This window comes from Phenylobacterium montanum (genome assembly GCF_018135625.1).
Taxonomy (GTDB): Bacteria; Pseudomonadota; Alphaproteobacteria; order Caulobacterales; family Caulobacteraceae; genus Poindextera; species Poindextera montana.
This window is the reverse complement of the sequence record NZ_CP073078.1, coordinates 1936319-1959035: the sequence shown is the minus strand read 5'-3', so window position 1 is coordinate 1959035 and position 22717 is coordinate 1936319. Positions and strand designations below refer to the sequence as shown.

General features: G+C 66.6%; 21 protein-coding genes. 12 read left to right on the top strand and 9 right to left on the bottom strand.

Annotated features, from left to right (window positions below):
• Positions 1–78: 78 nt before the first annotated feature.
• Positions 79–552: a transcription elongation factor GreA gene (greA, locus tag KCG34_RS08740; RefSeq protein ID WP_211939985.1), complete on the bottom strand. Its 474-nt coding sequence runs from the start codon at positions 550–552 to the stop codon at positions 79–81.
• A 254-nt stretch (positions 553–806) separates the two neighbouring features.
• Here greA and KCG34_RS08735 point away from each other — a divergent pair, with 254 nt between their 5' ends.
• Positions 807–1286 carry a glycine zipper 2TM domain-containing protein gene (locus KCG34_RS08735; RefSeq protein WP_211939984.1) on the top strand — a complete coding sequence of 160 codons (480 nt, stop codon included), beginning with the start codon at positions 807–809 and terminating at the stop codon, positions 1284–1286.
• A gap of 12 nt (positions 1287–1298) precedes the next feature.
• On the opposite strand, the gene KCG34_RS08730 is transcribed toward KCG34_RS08735, so the two are convergent.
• The 6 genes from KCG34_RS08730 to KCG34_RS08705 form a co-directional block, all read right to left on the bottom strand.
• Positions 1299–2012 carry a dienelactone hydrolase family protein gene (locus KCG34_RS08730; RefSeq protein ID WP_211939983.1) on the bottom strand — a complete coding sequence of 238 codons (714 nt, stop codon included), beginning with the start codon at positions 2010–2012 and terminating at the stop codon, positions 1299–1301.
• A gap of 69 nt (positions 2013–2081) precedes the next feature.
• The gene (locus KCG34_RS08725; RefSeq protein ID WP_211939982.1) at positions 2082–2918 is read right to left on the bottom strand and encodes an isocitrate lyase/PEP mutase family protein; all 837 of its coding nucleotides are present in this window, start codon (positions 2916–2918) and stop codon (positions 2082–2084) included.
• A gap of 11 nt (positions 2919–2929) precedes the next feature.
• On the bottom strand, positions 2930–3295 hold the full coding sequence (locus KCG34_RS08720; protein WP_211939981.1) for a nuclear transport factor 2 family protein: 366 nt from the start codon (positions 3293–3295) through the stop codon (positions 2930–2932).
• Between the two features lie 124 nt (positions 3296–3419).
• Positions 3420–4289, bottom strand: coding sequence for a helix-turn-helix domain-containing protein (locus tag KCG34_RS08715; RefSeq protein ID WP_211939980.1), 870 nt, complete (start codon positions 4287–4289; stop codon positions 3420–3422).
• A 100-nt stretch (positions 4290–4389) separates the two neighbouring features.
• Positions 4390–4779: a type II toxin-antitoxin system VapC family toxin gene (locus tag KCG34_RS08710; RefSeq protein WP_211939979.1), complete on the bottom strand. Its 390-nt coding sequence runs from the start codon at positions 4777–4779 to the stop codon at positions 4390–4392.
• Positions 4779–5015, bottom strand: coding sequence for a type II toxin-antitoxin system VapB family antitoxin (locus KCG34_RS08705; protein WP_211939978.1), 237 nt, complete (start codon positions 5013–5015; stop codon positions 4779–4781). The genes KCG34_RS08710 and KCG34_RS08705 overlap by 1 nt, the downstream gene beginning before the upstream one ends.
• A gap of 272 nt (positions 5016–5287) precedes the next feature.
• Between KCG34_RS08705 and KCG34_RS08700 the strand changes: the two genes are divergently transcribed.
• Together KCG34_RS08700 and KCG34_RS08695 are read left to right on the top strand one after the other, a co-directional pair.
• On the top strand, positions 5288–5701 hold the full coding sequence (locus tag KCG34_RS08700) for a hypothetical protein (RefSeq protein ID WP_211939977.1): 414 nt from the start codon (positions 5288–5290) through the stop codon (positions 5699–5701).
• A 63-nt stretch (positions 5702–5764) separates the two neighbouring features.
• Positions 5765–6202 (top strand): GNAT family N-acetyltransferase, encoded by a 438-nt coding sequence (locus KCG34_RS08695; RefSeq protein WP_211939976.1) that lies wholly within the window; start codon positions 5765–5767, stop codon positions 6200–6202.
• Here KCG34_RS08695 and carB read toward each other — a convergent pair.
• Complete coding sequence (gene carB / locus KCG34_RS08690) at positions 6193–9474, bottom strand: carbamoyl-phosphate synthase large subunit (protein WP_211939975.1); 3282 nt, start codon at positions 9472–9474, stop codon at positions 6193–6195. The two genes, KCG34_RS08695 and carB, sit on opposite strands and share 10 nt — an antisense overlap.
• Positions 9475–9815: 341 nt before the next feature.
• On the opposite strand from carB, the gene KCG34_RS08685 reads away from it, so the two are divergent.
• Entirely contained in the window at positions 9816–12755 is a 2940-nt protein-coding gene (locus KCG34_RS08685; protein WP_211939974.1) for a TonB-dependent receptor domain-containing protein, read from the top strand.
• Positions 12756–12903: 148 nt separating this feature from the next.
• The gene (locus KCG34_RS08680) at positions 12904–14949 is read left to right on the top strand and encodes a S9 family peptidase (protein ID WP_211939973.1); all 2046 of its coding nucleotides are present in this window, start codon (positions 12904–12906) and stop codon (positions 14947–14949) included.
• Between the two features lie 12 nt (positions 14950–14961).
• Here KCG34_RS08680 and carA read toward each other — a convergent pair whose 3' ends face one another.
• A complete protein-coding gene (carA, locus tag KCG34_RS08675) occupies positions 14962–16128 on the bottom strand; it encodes a glutamine-hydrolyzing carbamoyl-phosphate synthase small subunit (RefSeq protein WP_211939972.1) in 1167 nt (388 codons plus the stop codon).
• 196 nt (positions 16129–16324) lie between these two features.
• On the opposite strand from carA, the gene KCG34_RS08670 reads away from it, so the two are divergent.
• The 7 genes from KCG34_RS08670 (at position 16325) to KCG34_RS08640 (ending at position 22703) form a co-directional block, all read left to right on the top strand.
• Positions 16325–16708, top strand: coding sequence for a hypothetical protein (locus KCG34_RS08670; protein WP_211939971.1), 384 nt, complete (start codon positions 16325–16327; stop codon positions 16706–16708).
• 15 nt (positions 16709–16723) lie between these two features.
• Positions 16724–17278 carry a hypothetical protein gene (locus KCG34_RS08665; RefSeq protein ID WP_211939970.1) on the top strand — a complete coding sequence of 185 codons (555 nt, stop codon included), beginning with the start codon at positions 16724–16726 and terminating at the stop codon, positions 17276–17278.
• On the top strand, positions 17275–18147 hold the full coding sequence (locus KCG34_RS08660) for a sigma-70 family RNA polymerase sigma factor (protein WP_211939969.1): 873 nt from the start codon (positions 17275–17277) through the stop codon (positions 18145–18147). The genes KCG34_RS08665 and KCG34_RS08660 overlap by 4 nt, the downstream gene beginning before the upstream one ends.
• A gap of 74 nt (positions 18148–18221) precedes the next feature.
• A complete protein-coding gene (gene dnaG, locus KCG34_RS08655; RefSeq protein ID WP_211939968.1) occupies positions 18222–20111 on the top strand; it encodes a DNA primase in 1890 nt (629 codons plus the stop codon).
• Between the two features lie 87 nt (positions 20112–20198).
• Entirely contained in the window at positions 20199–22136 is a 1938-nt protein-coding gene (gene rpoD / locus KCG34_RS08650) for an RNA polymerase sigma factor RpoD (protein ID WP_211939967.1), read from the top strand.
• 31 nt (positions 22137–22167) lie between these two features.
• Entirely contained in the window at positions 22168–22422 is a 255-nt protein-coding gene (locus tag KCG34_RS08645; protein ID WP_211939966.1) for a hypothetical protein, read from the top strand.
• Positions 22423–22460: 38 nt separating this feature from the next.
• On the top strand, positions 22461–22703 hold the full coding sequence (locus KCG34_RS08640; protein ID WP_211939965.1) for a type II toxin-antitoxin system RelE/ParE family toxin: 243 nt from the start codon (positions 22461–22463) through the stop codon (positions 22701–22703).
• Positions 22704–22717 lie beyond the last annotated feature (14 nt).

Here is a 22717-nt window from a genome sequence, read left to right as displayed (position 1 = left end):
CCGGCATGACGCCGCAGCCCCCGGCGAGGTGGCCGGGGGCTGCGGTCGGATTGCAAGGCTCTTCAGGCTACGAGGGGCTCAGAGCCACTCGACCTTGGCGATCTCGTAGGCCTTGACGCCGCCGGGCGTGTTGACCTCGATCACGTCGCCCACTTCCTTGCCGATCATGGCGCGGGAAAGGGGCGAGGCGATGGAGATCTTGCCCGACTTCACGTCGGCCTCGTGCTCGCCGACGATCTGGTAGCGGGCCTCTTCCTCGGTGTCCTCGTCGACCACGCTGACCGTGGCCCCGAACTTCACCTGGCTGCCGGACAGCTTGGAGACATCGATCACCTGAGCGCGCGCGATCTTGTCCTCGATCTCGGCGATGCGGCCTTCGATCCAGCCCTGGCGCTCCTTGGCGGCGTGGTACTCGGCGTTTTCCGAAAGGTCCCCGTGCGAACGGGCTTCGGCGATCGCGGCGATGACGCTCGGCCGCTCCTGCGTCTTCAAACGCTTCAATTCATCGTCGAGAGCCTGGTAGCCCCCGCCGGTCATCGGCACTTTTTCCATACGGAGTTTAGCTCGATTCGCCCTGAGGGGAGGTGGAGGTCCGGTCGTGGGCGCAGTCGTCCGGGGGCTGAGAGGATAGTCAGATCATCTTCCGATATCAAGGGGATGTAGCAAAGCTGAACCAGCCCGCGTTGATGAACGAAGCATAACGACGGCCTCAGATCGCGTTCAGCCAGGCTGGGCTTTGATGCGCCTCACGACGGCGGCGAGGGACAGGCCCGGGACGCCGCCGAGAAGGAATATCGGAGACCGTCATGAAGACCGCGACCGCCAAGATCGCTTCCATGGCCGCCCTGGCGGCCGTCGCCGCCGGCGCGCTGGCGACGCCCAGCTTCGCCCAGGACTACGGCTACGGCGGCTATGGCTATGCCGACAGCTATCGCAATCCCTGCCAGCAGGCCCAGCACGACAATGGGACCGGCGGCGGCGTCCTGGGCGCCCTGGCCGGAGCCTTGATCGGCGGCAATGTCGCCCACGGCGGCGGGCGCACCGGCGGGGCCATCATCGGCGCCCTGGCGGGCGCGGCGATCGGCGACAATATCGGCCGCGCCTCGGCCAAGAGCTCAGGCGTCTGTGAAGGCGCCGACTATGGCCGCTATGACCGGGCCTACTACGCCCAGCCGGCCTACTACGGCGGCTATGGCTATGCCCGGCCCTATGGCTACGAGCGGGTTGTCGTCTATCACCGCGGCTACGACCGGGATGGCTATCGCCGCCACTGGGACCGCGACTGAACCGCCGGTCGCCTACGCGAAGGCTTCGTCGAACAGGTCGATCATGGCCCGCCACGCGCGGCGCCAGGTCGGCTCATGATAGGCGAAGCCGGGTCGGCCCAGCTGATCCACCATAGGGTTGGAGAAGCTGTGGCCGGCGCCGCCATAGAGGTTGAAACGCCAGTCCACGCCGCCCGCGTTCATCTCCTTTTCGAAGGCCAGGCGCTGGTCAGGGGGCACGAGCGGATCGTCGGCGCCGATGCAGACCAGAACCTTGGCCTTGATGTCCTTGGCGTCGTCCGGGCGGGCTGTGCCCAGGCCGGAATGAAAGCCGACCGCCGCCTTGATGTCGGCGCCGCTGCGCGCCAACTCCAGCGCCGTCGTGCCGCCAAAGCAGAAGCCGATCGCCGCCAGCCGATCTGGATCGGTCTGGGGCTGGCTCGCCAGCACCGACAGGGCCTTGGCCGCCCGGGCGCGAATCTTCAGGGGATCGGCCATGAACACGCCCAGCCGCGGCATGACCTCCTCCATCGAAAGGGCGGCGCCGTCGCCGTAGTAGTCCATGGCGAAGGCGGCATAGCCCGCCTCAGCCAGGCGCCGGGCGATGTCGAAGGTGTGGTCGGAAAGGCCAAGGCCCTCGGGCGCGACCAGAACGCCCGGCCGCCGGCCGTCGCGGCCTTCGTCCAGGAACAGGCGGCCGACCAGATGGGCGCCGTCGGCTTCGTAGGCGATGTCGGTGACCTGCATGAGGCGCGGTTCCCTCCAAGAAAATGGGCCGGCTCTTGGTGGCCGGCCCGGTTCTAGTTGCGATATGGGTCAGGCGTATTTCTTCATCAAGGCCATCAGGCTGCCATGGGTGACGGGCTCCGCACTGGCGCTGCCGGCGAGATCGGCCAGGGTGCGGGCGGCGGCGGCGTAGGCCAGCTGCATCAGCCCGCCGCCGAGGCTGATCCGGCGCACGCCCAGGGGCTTCAGGGTCTCCAGAGGCGGCGCGCCCGCGGCTGCGGAGGCCATCACGTTCAGCGGGCCGTGGACCGCCTCGGCCAGCCGGCGGTTCATCTCCAGCCCCGCAGCGCTCGGCACGAAGGCCGAGCCCGCGCCCACCTCCAGGAAGGCGTTGGCGCGGCGGACCGATTCCGCAAAGCAGGTCTCCGGATCGCCGATCCCCAGCAGGAACGGGTCGGTGCGGGCGTTCAGGACAAAGTTCGCGAGGCCCGCCTGGCGCGCGGCCTCAACGCCGGCCTTAACCCGCGCCACCGCCTTGTCGAAGTCAAACAAGGTTCCGGTCCGCGAGTCGTGGTCTTCGATATTGCAGCCCACCGCGCCGGCGGCGATGGCGGCGCGCACCGAGGTCGCCACGTCCTCGGGCTCGGGGCCATAGCCGGCCTCGAGGTCGATGGTCACCGGCACAGGGATGCGGCGGGCGATCTCGCCGCCGATGGCGATCATGCGGTCGCGGCCGATGTGCTCGCCGTCCGGCAGGCCGTTGGCGAAGGCGACGCCCGAAGAAGTGGTGGCCAGGGCCGCAAACCCGGCCTCGGCGATCAAGGCGGCGCTGGCGAAGTCCCAGGCGTTGGGCAGGATGAAGCAGCCCTCGCGGTGAAGGGCGCTGAAGCGCTCGGCCTTTTCGGCCTGATCCCGGGCTATGGTCATCGGCGGCTCTCCTATGCTGGTCGCCAGGCTGGATCGAAGTAGAAGCGTTCGCGCACGATGCGGTCGCCCTCCCATTCCTGCAGGGCGATCTCGTCGAGGACGCCGGTGCGCCCGTCGGGGAAGGTGAAGTCGAACACCCAGTTGATCGCCACACGGTCGCCGTCCACCAGCCAGCGCTCGACCGGGCGGGTGGCGATCTTGGGCATGGCGGCCATGACGATCTTTTCGTGCGCGACCAGGGCCTCGCGGCCGCCGCGGACGGGGCCGTCATTGTCCTGCATGGTGGCGTGCTCGGCGTAGTAGTCCTCGATCGCGCCGACATAGTCGCCCCGCTCCACGCGGGCGATGAAGGCTTCGACTCGGCCCCGATTGGGCATGGTTCGGTCTCCGGCGTTTGTGCGCGCCCTCACTTGGCGCGATCCGGGGCCATGATGGTCTGGCGGCGGCCGAACTGTCGCGCACGCGCCGCCGCGGCTGAGCACAAACGGATGATGGCGCGCGTCAGGCGCCATGACGAACCAGCGCCGCGGGGGTGACGCCCAGAAGCCGGCGCATCCAGCGCGCCATGTGGCTCGGGTGGGTGAAGCCGGCCTCGAACGCCGCCTCGCTGATGCTGGCGTGGCCGTTCGCCAGCAGCAGGCGGGCGCGGTCGACCCGGCGCTGGATCACATACTGATGCGGCGGCGCCCCGACCGTGCGGCGGAACAGGGGCTTGAAGTGCGAGACGCTGACTCCGGCGATCTCCGCCAGCCGCGCCAGCGACAGGTCCTCGTCGAGATGGGCGTCGATATAGTCGAGCACGCGCCGCCGCTGACGCTCGCTCAGACCCTGCTGCGGCCTCGGAGTGGGCAGGGGCTCGGCGTACCGGCGCACCAGGTGGGCCGAAAGGGCGACGGACAGGCTCTCGGCATAGAGCCGCCCGCCGGTCTCGCCGGTCTCGGCCTCAGCCTTCAGCGCCCAGGCGATATGCTGGACCTGCGGATCGCGCAGTTGCAGGCGCGGCGTCAGGGCGATCCGGTCGGGGTCCAGGTCCATTTCGCCGGCGGTCTCGCGCAGCAGTCGGTGCGAGAGCCCGAGGCGCAAAAAGCTGGCGGGAGCCTCGTCGATCCAGACACCGTCAATGCCTGCGGGGATCAGGTCAGTGTCGCCATGCCGGCGCGGGCCATTGGCGACCTGTTCCCGGCAGCGGCATGACACGTTCACCGGTGGGCCGAGGTGCACCCCCAGCTTGTGATGCGGCGAGCCAGGGGTCGGGAAGACCCCGGCGGTGCTGCGATAGACGCCCACCGAAACCCGCCGCCAGTCGTCCTCGCTCCACGCTGCGGGCGCCAGCACCTGGGTCACGGTTCCTGTGCGGATATCGCCGTCCATGCGCGCCTTCCCTGGGTCTTGCCTCCAAGGTAGGGAGCGAGGCGGCCGCGCTCCAGGGCGCGCGGGTGTCGGAGTCCGAAGATCGCTGGTTGAGCGGGGGCTAGGCTAGGTCGGTCTTGCTGAAATCCTCGCCCTTATAAAGCAGCGGGGTCCGGTAAGCCTTGGCCGCCGCATAGGACATGCAGTCGGCCAGGTTCAGCCGTGCGGGGTGACGGCCCTTGCCGAAGCGATCGAAAGCCTCGACCGCGAGGTCGGCCATCCGGGCGTTGATCGGAACGACTTCAACGCCCGCTTCGGCGAGAACCTTGCCGACGAAGGTTTTGATCTCCGGCACGCCAGCGTCCAGCAGGGACGACAGGCGCATCACTGCTTCGAGCACGACCAGCGGCGAGGTGTAGCGGTGCTGGGCTCCCTGCAGCCGTTCGATGAAGCTGTCCGCCTCAGGCTCCTTGAGGATGATCGCCATCAAGGCGGAGGTGTCGATGAGCATCAGTCGCCCCACATGGCGTCGATCTCGTCCTTGGTCAGGTCTCGGCCGACAATTCGTTCGGGGCGAATGAAGTCGTCGATGATGGCGCCGAGCCGGGACTTCAGCGGCGTCGTTTCGGCCTCTCGCGCCAATTCGTTGGACAGCGCCTCGATCACCGCGTCGGTCATGGTGATCCTGCGCTTCTCCGCTAGGGCCCGGGCGAGCGCTGCGGCGCGGGGATTGCGGATGTTGAGCATCGGCGGGCTCCGTAAAGAAGTAGTTGTATATACGTAAAGGCGAAGATGTAAAGGCAGACTCGAGCCTGTGGCCGGCGGACCGAGGCAGGAGCCAGGTTCAGCTACGGTCAATTGCACTCGCAGGCCTCTGAAGGGGCGCGAGCGGTCACAGGTGCGGGCATCCCGCTGGGTCGTCCTGCTTGGATTACGGCCGCGATTGTTGTGTGTATCGTCTGGTGGGCTTCAGGGGGCGACGGAATATGCGGGCGGTTATAGTGGCTATGGCTGGCCTATTGGGAATCGGCCTGATCTTCGATTCGGCGCTCGCGCAGTCCGCGCGCCCAGCCTACGCCGCTGGCCAAATCTGGCAGTATCACGCCAGACCGAGCGACCCTGCTTCGCTACTGAAGATACAGGTTGTCGAGAGCGACCCGGTCCTGACGAAAAGCGGCCCTATCTACCATGTCAGCATTGTCGGGGTTCATCTTGGAAGCGATCACCGTCTCAGCGAGATCGCGCACGTGCCGGTGTCAAAGGACACACTCGACAAGAGCGTCACCGTGCTCGTGAAAAGCGATGCGACTTTTCCTGACGTCAGGCCCGGAATCGCAGATTGGAAATCCGCCAAGGGGGGCGTGTTCACCATCTCGGTGGCGGAGATCGTCGATATCATCGATAAGATGGCGCAAGGGCGCGCTGGCGGCTAACCACCGCTTGCAGGCTTTCAGCCGAGCTACCCTGGCTGGGGGCGTTGGCCGTGGGATCCCATTGTGATCATCCGAAACGCCACCCCCACCGACGTCCCCACGATCAGGCAGTGCGTCGAAGCCTCGCTGGAAGCGACCTACGGCGGGTTGTGGACGTCGGAGCCGCTGAGGGCGGGCGACGATGACTGGGCGAACGCCTGGGTGGCATGCTCTTCAGGCGCCATCATCGGCGTCGGGCTCACGGAAGCCGACATCGTCAGCGACCTCTGGATTCACCCTGCCTCTCAAGGCAAAGGCGCTGGAACCGCGCTCCTCGCGGCGCTCGAGACCGAGATAGCCGGGCGCGGGCTTACGACGGCCCGGCTGCGCTGCCTGGAGCCCAATCTCAAGGCCCGGGGATTCTACGCCTCACGCGGCTGGACTGAGGTGCGCGTCTATCCTCACGAGACCCTTCCGCTCAACACGGTGGACTTCGTGAAAACCCTCGCCCCTCAGCCGTAGCTCTGCAGCGAGCGCACCTCCAGCTCGCCCTTGCTGGCGATGGCCTGGGCGGCGGCCAGGGCGCCGGCGGCGGTGGTGTAGTAGGGGATCTTGGCCATCAGGGCGGTGCGGCGCAGGGAGAAGCTGTCCTCCAGCGACTGCTTGCCCTCGGTGGTGTTGATCACCAGCTGCACCTCGCCATTCTTCATGGCGTCGACGATGTTCGGCCGGCCTTCCAGCACCTTCTTGATCATCTCGACGGCCAGGCCCTGCTCGTTCAGGTAGGCGCAGGTGCCGGCGGTGGCGATGATCTTGAAGCCGGCCTCGATCAGCATCTTCACCGGCTCGACCACGAACGGCTTATCCGAGGCGCGGACCGAGACGAAGGCCACGCCGCCCTTGGGCAGGACCGTGCCGCCGGCCAGCTGGCTCTTGTTGAACGCGCGGGCATAGGCCTCGGCGACGTCCTCGCCGGGGCGGCGCCAGTCCAGGCCCATGACCTCGCCGGTAGAGCGCATTTCCGGTCCCAGCACGGTGTCGACGCCGGGGAAGCGGGCGAAGGGGAACACCGCTTCCTTGACCGCGATGTGGTCGTAGGTCTTCTGCGCCAGGCCGAAGCTGGCCAGGGGCACGCCGGCCATGACCTTGGCGGCGATGGCGGCGACCGGCTGGCCGATGGTCTTGGCGACGAAGGGCACGGTGCGCGAGGCCCGGGGATTGACCTCCAGCACGAAGATGCGCGGTGCGTCCGAGTGCGGCTCCTCGATGGCGAACTGCACGTTCATCAGGCCCCGCACCTTGAGGGCGAAGGCCATGGCCTCGGTCTGCCGCTTCAGCTCTTCGATGGTCTCGGGGCGCAGGGAGAAGGGCGGCAGGGAGCAGGCGCTGTCGCCCGAGTGCACCCCGGCCTCCTCGATATGCTCCATCACGCCAGCGACGAACACGGTCTCGCCGTCGCACAGGGCGTCGACATCGACCTCGGTGGCGCGCGACAGGTACTGGTCGATCAAGACCGGGCTGTCGCCCGAGACCTGGACGGCGGTGCGGATGTAGCGATCCAGCTGCTCCTCGTCGCGGACGATCTCCATGGCCCGGCCGCCCAGCACATAGGAGGGACGGATCACCACCGGGAAGCCGACGCGGCGGGCGCCTTCGAAGGCCTCCTCGGCGCTGCGGGCGATGGCGTTGATCGGTTGGGCGATGTTCAGGCGATGCAGCAGCTGCTGGAAGCGCTCGCGGTCTTCGGCCAGGTCGATGGCGTCGGGGCTGGTGCCCAGGATCGGCACGCCGGCGTCTTCCAGCGCCTGGGCCAGCTTCAGCGGGGTCTGGCCGCCGAACTGGACGATCACGCCGGCCAACTCGCCGTTCGACTGCTCGACCGCGATCAGCTCCAGCACGTCCTCGGCGGTCAGGGGCTCGAAATAGAGCCGGTCGGAGGTGTCATAGTCGGTCGAGACGGTCTCGGGGTTGCAGTTGACCATGATCGACTCGATGCCGATCGCATCCAGGGCGAAGGCCGCGTGGCAGCAGCAGTAGTCGAACTCGATGCCCTGGCCGATCCGGTTCGGGCCGCCGCCGAGGATAATGGCCTTCTTGCGATCTGAGGGCTCGCTCTCGCAGGCCGGGGCCTGGCCGAGGGCGCCGGTCTCATAGGTCGAGTACATGTAGGGGGTGGAGGCGCGGAACTCGCCGGCGCAAGTGTCGATGCGCTTGAACACGGGCCGGACGCCGGCGGCCTGGCGGGCGGCGCGGACCTGGGCCTCGGTCTGGGCGGTCAGTTTGGCCAGGCGCGCGTCGGAGAAGCCCTGGGCCTTCAGGCGGCGCAGGGCCGCGGGCTCGGCGGGCAGGCCGTGGTCGCGCAGGCGGGCTTCGGCGGCGATCAGCGCCTGGATCTGACGCAGGAACCAGGGCTCATAGGAACAGGCCGCCTGCACCTCCTCGACCGTCAGGCCGTGGCGAAAGGCCTGGGCGATGACCAGGAGGCGGTCCGGGGTCGGCTGCCCGAGGGCGCGGGTCACGGCCGACTTGCCGGTCTCGGGATCGTTGGCGCCCGGGATTTCAACCTCGTCGAGGCCAGACAGCCCGGTCTCGAGGCCGCGCAAGGCCTTCTGCAGGCTCTCGGCGAAGGTGCGGCCGATGGCCATCACCTCGCCCACCGACTTCATCGAGGTGGTCAGGTACGGCTCGGCGCCCGGGTACTTCTCGAAGGCGAAGCGCGGGATCTTGGTGACCACATAGTCGATGGTCGGCTCGAACGAGGCCGGGGTGGCGCCGGTGATGTCGTTCATCAGCTCGTCGAGCGTGTACCCGACCGCCAGGCGCGCAGCGACCTTGGCGATCGGGAAGCCGGTGGCCTTCGACGCCAGGGCGGACGAGCGCGAGACCCGCGGGTTCATCTCGATCACCACCATGCGCCCGTCGGCCGGATTGACCGCGAACTGCACGTTGGAGCCGCCGGTCTCCACCCCGATTTCGCGCAGCACCGCGATCGAGGCGGCGCGCATGCGCTGGTATTCCTTGTCCGTCAGGGTCAGGGCCGGGGCGACGGTGATCGAGTCGCCCGTGTGCACGCCCATGGGGTCGATGTTCTCGATCGAGCAGACGATGATGCAGTTGTCCGCCTTGTCGCGGACGACCTCCATCTCGTACTCCTTCCAGCCCAGCACGCTCTCCTCGATCAGCACCTCGGTGGTGGGAGAGAGGTCCAGGCCCCGCTCGACGATCTCGCGGAACTCCTCGACATTGTAGGCGATGCCGCCGCCGGTGCCGGCCAGGGTGAAGGACGGGCGGATGATCGCCGGCAGGCCGACGAAATCGAGGCCCCCATGGGCCTCTTCCAAGGTATGGGCGACGCGGGAGCGGGGGCTCTCAAGGCCCAGCTTGTCCATGGCGTCGCGGAATTTCTGCCGGTCCTCGGCCTTGTCGATAACATCGGCCTTGGCCCCGATCATCTCGACGCCGTACTTGGCCAGGATACCCTGGCTTTCCAGGGCGAGGGCGGTGTTCAGCGCGGTCTGGCCGCCCATGGTCGGGAGCAGGGCGTCGGGACGCTCCTTGTCGATAATCTTGGCGACCATCTCCGGGGTGATCGGCTCGATATAGGTCGCGTCGGCCACATCCGGGTCGGTCATGATCGTGGCCGGGTTCGAATTGACCAGCACGATGCGATAGCCCTCGGCGCGCAGCGCCTTGCAGGCCTGGACCCCCGAATAGTCGAACTCGCAGGCCTGGCCGATAACGATGGGGCCGGCGCCGATGATCAGGATCGATTTGATGTCGGTGCGTTTGGGCATGGTCGTCTCGCGCGCAAGGGCGAGGCCGCGCTAGCCGCGCGTCCCTCACCGACGAATTGCAGGTTAAGGGGGTCGTTTAGAGGGGAGGGGGGCGGAGCGCAAGCACGGAGGCGACAAAGGTGGAATTTGCCGTGACGTGTTTCAATCGCGCAATTTAATGGCCGCTTTCGCTGCGCCAGGGGCATGGCTGTGGGAATGGGGCAACAAGGTGTTCGCCATGTGACGGTAATTTGCAGTTCGGGACTGGATAAACTCAAAACGGGTGTCTAGCGTCGATTCCAAGGATCGGCGGCGACCAAAGGTCGCACAGGCCGAGAAGGGCGATTTGAGAGGGGCTTTGGATGTCGATTGTAAAGAGCTCGCTGCTGGCGAGCACGATGCTGTGCGCTGTTTTCGTGGCCTCGTCGGTCGCGGCGCAAACCGCCAACACCACCCAGAACCCGCCCTCGACGCCAACGCCGCCATCCAAGCCCGCTTCGAACGAGGTCGTGGTGACCGGCTCGCGTCTGCATCACACCACCTTCAACACACCGGCGCCGGTGCAGGTGATCACCAACCATGACGCGCGTCTCGAGGGCCTGATCGACTCCATCAGCGTCCTTCAGGGCAGTACCGCAGCCGCGGGTTACACCCAGATCAACAACCAGTTCGGCGGGTACGTCGTAAATGGCGGCCCCGGCATCAGTTCGCTGTCGCTGCGCGGCCTTGGGGGACAACGGACCCTTGTCCTCTTGAACGGTCGCCGCCTCAACCCGGCTGGGGTCAGCGGTACAGTCGCCGACGTTGACCTGAATGTCATTCCGGACGCGCTAGTTGAACGCTACGAAGTTCTGAAGGACGGCGCCTCCTCGATCTACGGCTCGGACGCCATCGGGGGTGTGGTCAACATCATCACTCGCAACAAGTTCGATGGCCTGAACATCGAAACCAATGACAGCATCCCGCAAGAAGGTGCGGGTAAGCAGTTCGAGGTGGCGGTGTCCGGCGGCCGGGTGCGTGACAACTACCACGTGTTGTTCGGCCTGCAATATTTTCAGGAGAACGCCATTCGCATCCGTGATTTGCCCGGCGGCGCCTGCCCGCTGGAACTGCAGCGGCTGCCGACTGGCGGTCCCTACAACTTCGGCCGCAGCTATGCGGATGGTTCGCCCTATTGCGCCAACACCCAGACCAACAACGTGTCGGACTTCAGCACCGGCGGTGTATGGGTCTATGACCCCTCGCAGGGCGCCCAGTTTCCCTATTCGCCGTTCAGCCAAAGCCACTTCGGGACGGTTCCCCGGCTCACCAACATCGCTACCGATCCGCGTACGGCAGATGTTGACGCGGCGTCGCCGTCACGCCGCGCCGCCTTCACCCTGATTGGCGCCGCGGACCTTCCGCACAATGTCGAGTTCTATTTCGAAGATCTGCTCACCAATCGTCGCTCCCAGCAGGCCGCCTTCCTGCCGCAGCTGTTCCCGGCCACGGACAATGACATCGTCGCCGTGTCGCAGAACCCGTTCAATCCGTTCACCTCGGCGGAAAATGGCCCGGATTTCGTGCAGCCGATCCTGACCATGCCGGTGACCCAGCAGACCCAGGACGTCTGGGCCGGCCGCGCCCTGTTTGGCCTTCGCGGCGATTTTGGCTCGTTCCTCAAGGGATGGAAGTGGGACACCAGCCTGACCTACGGCCTGTCGCGCGCGCACTACACGACAGATACGGTGCTCGCGCATCGGTTCGAGAACGCGCTCAACGTCGTCGTGGCGCCGTCGGGCACCGACCCGGCGCTGGTGCGGTTCAATCCGGTGGATGGGCTCAGCTATACCTGCGCCGTCAACGTCTCGAACCCGGCCGAAAAGTGCTATCCGCTGAACTTCTTCGAAAGCTCTGCGCAACTCACTAGGGACCCCGCCCTGGCCTACATGCGGACCGTCGACAAGGGCCACACCAGCTACGACCAGGTCGTGTTCGACGCCACGGCGGATGGTCCGATCTTCAACCTGCCGGCCGGCCCGGTCCAGGGCGTGATCGGCATCGAGTATCGCTACGACAGCCTGGACGACTATCCGGGCAAGTATGCAGTCGCCCACGACTACTTCAACCTGTCGAGCGCCGGGGTTACCCGGGGCGACAACGGCGTGGTCGAGCTGTATCTCGAAGGCGAGGCGCCCCTACTCAAGGGCAAGCCGCTGGTCGACAGCCTGACCCTCAACGTCTCCACCCGGTACACCAACTACCGTTCAGGCGGCAGTGATCTGACCTACAAGCTCAATCTGAACTGGCAGATCATCCCCTCGCTTCGCGCTCGCGCCACTTATGGCACCTCGTTCCGCGGGCCTGCGCTTTACGAGAACTATCTAGCGGCGCAGACCAGCTTCACGGGCGCGCTCGACCCTTGCGCCCAGTACGGTGTGAACGCTGCGCCGACTTCGAACTTGTATAAGAACTGCGCCTCGGAGGGGCTGCCTGGCAATTTCCTCGGCTACAGTTCGACGCCGGAGGTTTTCACCCAAGGCGCACAAGGGCGCCTGAAGTCAGAAACCTCCAAGAACCTCACCGTGGGGCCGGTCTGGCAACCTTCCTTCGCCGATCTACAGGTGAGTGTCAGCTATTTCCATATCGAGGTCGACAACGAGATCACCACCCTGGGGCCCGACAACATTCTGAACCTCTGCTACGACAGTAGCCAGTTCCGAAATGGCTCGCCATACTGCACGCTGATCTCGCCGCGTGACTCCAACAACAACATTGCGCTCATCGATGACTCCTACTTGAACGTGGCGCAGCAGCTGGTGTCGGGTATCGACGCCGACTTGGTCTATCGCAAGAAGTTCGACATCGGCGAATTCACCCTGGACCTCAAAACGACATACGCCATCGAGGACAAGCAGGAACTATTCCCCGGCAGTCCGGTCACCAACTATACGGGCACGTTCGGCGAGCCTCGCTGGAATGGAAACTTGCAGCTGCTCTTCCGACACAAAGATTGGACCTTCGACTGGTCGATGAGATATCTGGGTGAACAGAACGAATACCCCATCACAGGCGAAACCCCGGGAGGGCGGTATTTGGAATTCCAGAAAGATCAGCTCTACCATTCTCTGGGGGTCGAGTATCAGGGCGACAAGTGGAGGGCGACTTTCGTCATCCGCAACCTTTTCAATGACTATCCGCCCGTGATCAGCAACAACCCTGACGCAGCCTTCGCCTCGCGTGTGGGCGAGTTCGCGAACGGATATGGCAATCTCAACCTCTATGGCCGCTCGTTCTACTTCTCGCTGAGCAAGGACTTCTGAGGTCGAAGGGGCGCCTGCCGCTTTCGAGCGGCGCCGCCCGCCGTCTACAGCGTTTTGATTGTCCATACTGACGGCCCGTCCTGTCGGGCCGCAGGGGCGGGGAGCAAGCGTGCGTTGGCTTGAAAGGTTTAAGAGGCATGGTCTGGCCGTGGCTCTGCTGGTGTCGGGCGCTGGCGCCCTTCCGGGGCTGGTAATAGCCGCCGATCCCGCCCCGGTTGCTAAGACCGTACCGGCCGGGCCGCCGTCCGCCAGCGATTTCACACGCGAGCCGGTGATCTGGGACGTGTCCATCTCGCCGGATGGTCAGCACATCGTCGCCCTGACCTCGCCGGACGGCGTCACACCGATCATATCGGTGTGGCGGACCGACCAGCCTAACGCCAAGCCGGTCAATCTGGGCGCGGCCCACATGCGGTTCCTGGGCGTGAGCTTCCTGAAGAACGACCGCCTTTTGGTCTCGGCGATCCAGCCGCTGACATTCGGCGTCAGACGCTCCCACGTCATCAAGCAGTATGTGACCGACCTCAACGGCAAGGACTGGGCGGCATTGCTGCCGGAATCGCGGGTTGGTCAGTCCGAAGTCGATGAGTTTGTCGATCGCCTCACTGACGCCAGCCTTGTTTCCGTCCTTTCTCGCGATCCCCGGCACGTGCTGGTCGAGGACGAACGCATAGAGGGGCGGGGAGACATCTACAGGGTCGACATCTATTCGGGCGTCGCAGAGCGGCTCGCCCGCGGATCTGAAAAGGTCTTTGGCTACCAGGCCGATCTGAACGGCGAACTGCGGGCCAAACGCGAGTTCGACTACGACAAGGACGGGCCCTATTTCGCCCAGTGGATAAAGAACCCGACGACGGGCGCCTGGGAAGAGCATTTCCGCGACCACCTGAAGGACCGGCGCGGCGCCAATCTGGCCGCCTTCACCACCGATCCGAACATCGTCGAAATCATCACCTCGAACGGCGGCGAGAAGCAGGGGATCTACGACTACGACGTCAAGCAGAAGAAGATCCTTGGGCCGGCGTTTGGCCACAAGCTGTTCGATGTCGGCGGCGATGTGGCTCAGTCGATCGCTTCGGCCGACTATGGCGAGATTCTGGGATTCAGCCTGCAGGCGGATCGAGGCCGGCGCTATTGGGTCGATGACCGCCTGGACGCCATTACAAAGGGGCTCCAACAGTCGCTCGGCGTGCAAAACGTCGCTGAGACCTGGATCGATCCGGGCAGCGGGACCGAGGCCGAAATATCGACTTCGCCCGATTTTGACATCGAAATCACCAGCTGGTCCGCCGATCGCAAGTTCATGATCGTCGAAAAGTCTGGGCCGCGGCAGCCGCCGGAATTCTATCTGCTGACCGATGGGACCAAGCTGTCGCAGCTTGGGCGTTCTCGCCCCTGGATCGATCCGGCGAAGCTCGGCGAGGATCGGCTGGTTGAATACAAGGCGCGAGACGGCCTGATGATACCGGCTTTCCTGACCACACCGCCCAAAGCGGTCTATGGACCGGGACCCTATCCGACCCTGATCGAGCCCCATGGCGGACCTTGGGCGCGTGATGAACTGGACTGGGACATCAGCGGCTGGACCCAATATTTCGCGTCCCGCGGCTACGCCGTGTTGCGGCCGCAGTTTCGCGGCTCGTTCGGCTGGGGGCAGAAGCTCTGGCGCGCCGGCGACGGCGAGTGGGGCCAGAAGATGCAGGACGACAAGGACGACGGGGTCAAGTGGTTGATCGCCCAGGGCATCGCCGATCCCAAGCGGGTGGCGATGTTCGGCTATTCCTACGGCGGCTACGCGGCGCTTGCGGCGGCCGTGCGACCGAACGGTCTCTATCAGTGCGCTATTTCGGGCGCCGGAGCCGGCGACTTGGCTGCGCTTGAGAAGGCAACATTCGACAATCGTCTGCAGCGCGCCTTCCAGCACGACACGATCAAGGGACTAGACGCCCTGGCCCACGCCAAGGAGGCGCAGATTCCTGTGTTCCTGTACCATGGCGACCGGGATCAGACGGTCGAGGTCGAACAGTCGCGCAAGTTCGCCGCCAGCCTGCGGGCCGCGGGCAAGCCTGTCCGCTACGACGAAATCCCAGAGATGGGCCACCAGTACGTCACCATGACCCCGGCCATGATGGAGCACCAGTTGGTCCAGATCGAAGACTTCCTGAAGACCGGCTGCAAGCCGAGCGGGCTCTGACGCCCCCGCCTGTTACTTCGCCTGATCCATCATCCCGGCGAAGCGCTCGAACACATAGAGGCTGTCGGTCGGGCCGGGCGAGGCTTCCGGGTGGTGCTGGACGCCGAACACGGGCTTGTCCTTGACCGCGATGCCGGCGTTTGTGCCGTCGAACAGGGAGACGTGGGTTTCGGTCACGGCTTCGGGCAGGCTGTCGCGGTCGACAGTGAAGCCGTGGTTCATCGAGACGATCTCGACCTTGCCGGTGGTCAGGTCCTTGACCGGGTGGTTGGCCCCGTGGTGGCCCTGCTCCATCTTCCTGGTCTGGGCGCCGAGGGCCAGGGCCAGCATCTGGTGGCCGAGGCAGATGCCGAACACGGGCGTGCCGCTATCGACCAGGGCCTTGATCTCAGGGACGGCATATTCGCCGGTGGCGGCCGGGTCGCCCGGGCCGTTGGACAAGAGGACCCCGTCGGGCTTGCGCGCCAGGATCTCGGCGGCGGTGGTCGTGGCCGGCACCACGGTGACGTGGGCGCCGATGCTGTTCAGGCTTCGAAGGATGTTGCGCTTGACGCCGTAGTCGACGACCACGACCTCGTACTTCTTCTGCGGCGCCGTATCGTAGCCGTCGCCCCAGCGCCACAGGCCCTCGCCGAACTCGAACGGCTGCAGGCAGGTGGCGTCCTTGGCGAGGTCGAGGCCCACAAGACCGGTCCAGGCGCGCGCCTGCGCCACCAGGGCGTCCAGGTCGAACTTGCCCTCCGGGCTATGGGCGATGACCCCGTGCGGCATGCCCTTCTCGCGGATGGCGACGGTCAGCGCGCGGGTGTCGATCCCACCCAGCGCCACCACGCCGCGCTGCTTCAGCCAGCTGTCGAAATCGGCCTCGGCCCGCCAGTTGGCCTCCGGCGTCGGCAGGTCGCGGAAGATCGCGCCCCGGGCGGCGGTGCGGGCGCCCTCGCCGAACTGTTCGACGTCCTCGAAATTGACCCCGACATTGCCCACGTGCGGGAAGGTGAAGGCGACGATCTGGGCCATGTAGGAGGGGTCGGTGAGGATCTCCTGGTAGCCGGTCATGGCGGTGTTGAAGCAGACCTCGCCCAGGGCCTCGCCGACCGCGCCGGCGCCGATCCCTTGGAAGATGGTTCCGTCGGCGAGGGCGAGCACCCCCGTCGCACCGGGCGTCAGCTGGGCGGCCATGGCGGAATCTCCAAGAGGAACGGGAACCATCTTTGCAAAAAGGCGGGCCGGAGTCGCCCCCTGCCCGCCGCGCAAACGGCCGCGTGTTTAGGGGGAGGGGCGGGGAGGGTCAACCCCGCCGCAAAATTTCTTTCGCCGGCATGTCACAACCCGCCGTGCCCGCACGTCCTTGCTGCAAACGAGGATCAGAGCCCACATGAAACGCGCCCTTTCCGGACTGCTCGCTGTCCTTCTTGCCGCCAACGCCCTGGCCATGCTGTTCGCCTCGCTGTGGTGGTACGGCGCCGTGCCGGGCGTGACCGCGACCGGGCCGTTCAACCCGCATTTCGTGCGCGACATCGGGGCGACCTATCTGACGGTGGCCTTAGGCCTGGGCTGGTTCGCGGCGCGACCGGCTCAGGGCTGGCCGGCGCTGGTGGCCGCGGCGGTCTTCCTGGATCTGCACGCCCTGATCCATGTGCACGACGCGGCGCTGAGCCCCGTCTGCGGCCACGACCTGTTGCGCGATTTCCCCGGGGTGTTCCTGCCGGCCCTGATCGCCACCACCCTGGCCGCCTTTCCCAAGACCAAGTCCGCCTGAGCAAAGGAGCAAGCCATGCTGAAGGCCATCTTCTCCCGCCAGATCGACGGCTTCGAAAAGACCTGGGGTTATGACGCCAGCTACATGCGCGAGCTCTTGGCCGCGAGCCCCTGGACCTTTCTCAAGTTCTCCATCGTCACCGCCCTGACCCCGCGCAAGGACGCGCCCATGGAGGCCCTCGCCGCCGCGGGCGTGGTCGGGACCCTGGTTGAAGACTGCGGCCCTTGCACCCAGATCGGCATCGACATGGCGGTCGCCGGCGGGGTTAAGCCGGAGGTGCTGCGCGCCATCCTGGCCGGCGACGTGGCCGCCATGGGCGAGAACGCCGCCCTGGGCTACGGCTTCGCCCGGGCGGTGCTGGACAAGCGGCTGGACGAGGCGGACGTGATGCGGGAGGCGGTGGTGCGGAAATGGGGGCACAAGGGGCTGGTGGCCCTGTCCCTGGCCCTGACCACGGCGCGCATGTACCCGACGCTGAAATACGCCCTGGGCCACGGCAAAGCCTGCTCGCGCGTGATCGTCGCCGGCGCCGCGGCCCCGGTGGCCAAGCCCCTGGAGCTCGCCGCATGAGCGCCTCTGAAACCGCGCTGTCAGCCTTCGAGGGGCAGCGCCCGCGCCTGACCCGCCTAGCCTACCGCATGCTGGGATCGGTGGCCGAGGCCGAGGACGTGGTCCAGGACGCCTGGCTGCGCTGGGACGGGGCCGAGGCCGAGGCGGTGGCCGACCCGGCCGCCTGGCTGGTGCGCACCACCACGCGCCTGTGCCTGGACCGCCTGCGCGCAGCCCGGGTGCGCCGCGAGGCCTACAAGGGGCCCTGGCTGCCCGAGCCCCTGATCGAGGAGATCGCCGAGGACCCGCTGGAGCGGGCCGAGGACGTCTCGGTGGCCTTCCTTTTGGCTCTGGAGCGGCTATCGCCCTTGGAGCGGGCCGTGTTCCTGCTACACGACGTGTTCGACCAGGACTTTTCCGCCATCGCCCGCACCCTGGAGCGCAGCGAGGCCGCCTGCCGCCAACTGGCCAGCCGCGCTCGCGCCAATGTCCGCCAGGCGAGGCCCAGGTTCGACGTCAGCCAGGAGGCGGTGTCGCGCCTCGCCCTGGCCTTCATGGACGCCGCCCGGCGCAACGACGTGGCCGCCCTGTCGGACCTTCTGGCCGAGGACGCCATCATGATCAGCGACGGCGGCGGCAAGCGCAAAGCGGCTCTGCGCCCCATGGTCGGGCGCGAGGACGTGCTGACCCTGTTCCGCGGCCTGATCTGGCGCGCTGGCGGCGCCATGCCGGACAAGATCCGCCTGGCGAGGATCAACGGCTTTCTGGGCGTGATCGCCGAGGCCGACGACGGGGTGATGACGTTTGCGTTCGAGCCATCGGAGGATGGGCGGCTGGCGGCGATCTATGTCCTGCGGAACCCGGACAAGCTGCGGCATGTGCACACTTAGTCTTTCAACTCGATGGGCTGAGGGTTCATTATGGCCAACCTTCGCCATCATGAGTCCCCGGACCCCTTCGCCGCGTGCGCATAGACGACCGCTTCCTCGACGAGATCAAATCGCGCCTGCGCCTGTCCGACGTGATCGGGCGCACGGTGAAGCTGCGCCGGCAGGGGCGGGAGTATGTTGGGCTGTCGCCCTTCAACAAGGAGAAGTCGCCGTCGTTTTTCGTCAATGACGACAAGGGCTTCTATCACGATTTCTCCTCCGGCAAGCACGGCGACCTGATCAGCTTTCTGCAGGAGACCGAGCGGCTGACCTTCATGGAGGCGGTCGAGCGGCTGGCGGCCGAGGCCGGCGTGCCGATGCCGGTGCAGGACGAGCGGGCGGCGGAGAAGGCGCGCGAGCGGGCGGACCTGTCCGACTGGCTGGAGCAGGCCGGCAAGTGGTTCGAGGCCGAACTGCGCCGGCCGGTGGGCGCCGAAGCGCGGGCCTATCTGCTGAAGCGCGGCCTGCCGGAGAGCGAGTGGGCGCGGTTTCGCTTGGGCTTTGCGCCGGGCGGACGCACGGCGCTGAAGGACTTTTTGATCGCCAAGGGCGCGCGGCCGCAGGAGCTGGTCGAGGCGGGGCTTCTGATCGCGCCGGACGAGGGCGGGGCGCCCTACGACCGCTTCCGCGAGCGAATCATCTTCCCGATCGGCGACGCCCGCGGCCGGATCGTCTCGTTCGGGGGGCGGGCCATGGATCCCCAGGCCCGCGCCAAGTACCTGAACGGGCCGGAGACGGCGCTGTTTCACAAGGGCGCGACTCTCTATGGCCTGGCCGAGGCGCGGAAATTGCTGGCCGCCGCCGAGCCGGGCGCGCCGCTGGTGGTGGTCGAGGGCTATATGGACGCGATCGCCTGCCAGAGGGCCGGGATCGCGTCGGTGGCGCCCTTGGGCACGGCCTTGACCGAGGAGCAGATGGAGGCGCTGTGGCGGCTGCATCCCGAACCGACCCTGTGCTTCGACGGCGACAACGCCGGCCAGCGGGCGGCCTCGCGGGCCATGGACCGGGCCTTGCCGCTGCTGAAAGCCGGGCGTTCGTTCCGCTTCTCGATGGTCTCTGGCGGCAAGGATCCCGACGACGTGCTGCGCGAGCAGGGAGCTGTGGCGCTGAAGACGCAGCTGGCCCAGACCGAGCCCTTCGTCCATCGCCTGTTCGTGCGCGAGCGGGACCTGGAGCCGCTGGACACGCCGGAGCGCAAGGCGGGGCTGAAGGCGCGGCTGCGCGCCGCCGCCCAGGCGATCCAGGACCCGGACCTGTCGGCCGCCTATCGCGACGACCTGTTCCAGCGCCTGGACGAGGCTGTGGGCGCGCCGACCCGCGGCGAGCGGCGGGTGGGCCGGCCAGGGGGCGGCAAGTCGCCGCAGCGCTGGCGCGATCCCCGCCGCCCGGCCTATGAAGACGCCCCCCTGACCGCCGAGGGCAAGGCCGCCGGCCAGAGGCTGAAGCGGGCGATCGATCCGGTGGCCGCAGCGGTGGCCAGCGGGGCCCTGGCCGACCCGGCGCGCCTCGAGCCGCACCTGGAGACGCTTGAGCAGCAAGGCTTTGGCGATCCAGGCCTGAAGGCCCTCGCGGGTGAGATCATTCGTGTGCGTCTCGACGCCGATGTCCTTGACAGAGACGTGCTCGCACGCCATCTGGCGTCTGGTGGATTCGGCGCGTTGCTGGGCGAGATCGACAAGGCGGCCGCATTGTCCGGCGCGCCTTTCCTGAACCCGGACATTCTGCCCACCGTCGCCAGGTCCCAATGGTCGCAGGCGTTCGAGGCTTTGACTCGGATGTCGGCGCTCGATGACGCCATACAAGCCGCCAAGAGCGATCTTGACGGCCGTTCTGGCATGGAGGCCATCGAGCGGATGAAGGCCGAGCGCGACGCCCTAAAGCGCGCGATCGGTTCGGGAACGGTTTGGGCGACCGGAGAGTCTTAATCCATGAGGACTGGCCGGCGTCTTGAAGAGACAGAATTTTCCCCGATCGCGCGGTGTTCGCCCGCAGCGTCGGCACCGGAGATTTAAATGAGCGAAACGGCGGAGCCGCAAGAAACCACCACCGATGGTCCGCTTCTCGATCTGACGGATACGGCGGTCAAGAAGTTCATCAAGCAGGCCAAGGCCCGCGGCTATGTCACCATGGACGAGCTGAACAAGGTTCTGCCGTCCGAGGAAGTCACCTCCGAAGCCATCGAAGACACCCTCGCCATGCTGAGCGAGATGGGCGTCAACGTGGTCGAGGCGGAAGAGGACGCCGAGACCGCGGAAGGCGGCGAGGTCGCTGTGCGCGAAGAGACCGCGGTCGCCGAGGCCGCGGACAAGCAGAGCGCCTATGACCGCACCGACGATCCGGTGCGCATGTACCTGCGCGAGATGGGTTCGGTCGAGCTTCTGAGCCGCGAAGGCGAGATCGCCATCGCCAAGCGCATCGAGGCCGGCCGCGACACCATGATCCGGGGCCTGTGCGAAAGCGCCCTGACCTTCGAAGCCATCATGGTCTGGCGCGAGGAATTGAGCGGCGGGCGCATCCTGCTGCGCGAGGTGATCGACCTCGAACAGACCTACGGCGGCTCGGCCGCCGCGGCCCTGGCCGCGCCCGCGGAAGAGGCTGAAGAGGTCGAGGAGGCCGAAGAGGGCGCCGAGGGCGAGGGCGAGCCCAAGGGCGAAGGCGAAGAAGACGACTTCGACGACGGCGCCGGCCCGACGGTCAGCGCCATGGAGGCCGAGCTGCGCGAAGGGGTGATGGCCACCCTGGACGCCATCGCCTCGGAGTTCGAGGCCTTCCGCGGTCTGCAGGAACGCCTGGTGCGCCACCGCCTGAAGGGCGAGGACCTGACCGAGGCCGAGCGCGAAGCCTATGAGGCGGCGACCTCGACCATCGTCCAGCACCTGAAGACCCTGAAGCTGAACAACAATCGCATCGAGGCCCTGGTCGACCAGCTCTATGCGATCAACCGCCGCCTGATGGGGCTGGAGGGCCGGCTGCTGCGCCTGGCCGACAGTTACGGCATCAGCCGGGCCGAGTTCCTGCGCGCCTATTTCGGCTCCGAACTGAATCCGCAATGGGCCGACTCGGTCAAGCAGCTGGGCGTGCGCTGGACCAAGTTCGTCGAGAACGACGCCGGCCAGATCGGCGACATCCGCCAGGAAGTCGCGGCCCTGGCCACCGAGACCGGCCTGCCGATCGACGACTATCGTCGCATCGTCCAGACGGTGCAGAAGGGCGAGCGCGAAGCCCGCCAGGCCAAGAAGGAAATGGTCGAGGCCAACCTGCGCCTCGTCATCTCCATCGCCAAGAAGTACACCAACCGCGGTCTGCAGTTCCTGGACCTGATCCAGGAAGGCAATATCGGCCTGATGAAGGCGGTGGATAAGTTCGAATACCGCCGCGGCTACAAGTTCTCGACCTACGCGACCTGGTGGATCCGCCAGGCCATCACCCGCTCGATCGCCGACCAGGCGCGCACCATCCGCATCCCGGTGCACATGATCGAGACGATCAACAAGATCGTCCGCACCAGCCGCCAGATGCTGCACGAGATCGGCCGCGAGCCGACCCCGGAAGAACTGGCCGAAAAGCTGGCCATGCCGCTGGAAAAGGTGCGCAAGGTCTTGAAGATCGCCAAGGAGCCGATCAGCCTGGAGACCCCGATCGGGGACGAGGAAGACAGCCACCTGGGCGACTTCATCGAGGACAAGAACGCGGTGCTGCCGATCGACGCGGCGATCCAGTCGAACCTGCGCGAGACCACCACCCGCGTGCTGGCCTCGCTGACCCCGCGGGAAGAACGCGTGCTGCGCATGCGCTTCGGCATCGGCATGAACACCGACCACACACTGGAAGAGGTCGGCCAGCAGTTCAGCGTCACCCGCGAACGAATCCGCCAGATCGAGGCCAAGGCCCTGCGCAAGCTGAAGCACCCGAGCCGGTCGCGGAAGCTGCGGAGCTTCCTGGATAGTTGACGAGGGCCGCGGCCCGCGGGAGCATGCCCTCATGGCCGACGGCGGACTAAAACTGGAACTCGACGAAGCGCTCGGCGAACGCCTCAGGCGGGCGGCTGCGGCGCATGGTCGATCGGTCGATGAATATGCCGCAGCGCTCATCGAGGACGGCCTCGACGAGCATTGGGCTGAAGCCTATCGGCGCTTTGCGGAATACAAACAGACCGGCCAGTATCTCGAGGCGGCGGATTGTCTGCGCGAGTTTCAGGACACTGTGGCCGGGCGTTTTCGCATCGAATCCAAGTGAGCCTTCCCGTAAGGCTTTCGCCATCCGCGCGGCAGGATTTGCAGCGGCTTGCCGATTTTCTGGCTCAGGGCAGCGAACGGGCGGCGCGCCGCGCCAGCGAAGCCCTGGGCAATGCGGTCTTGTCGCTCGGAGAGCTGCCGGAACGCGGTCGGCCAGGCGTGCGGCAAGGCTGGCGCGAACTTGTGATCCCGTTTGGCGCGGCGGCTTACGTTGTCCAGTACAGAGTCGAGGCTGATAGCGTGTTCGTCGCCCGCATCTTCCACAGCCGCGAGGCCCGATGAGGAGCGCTGCTCGG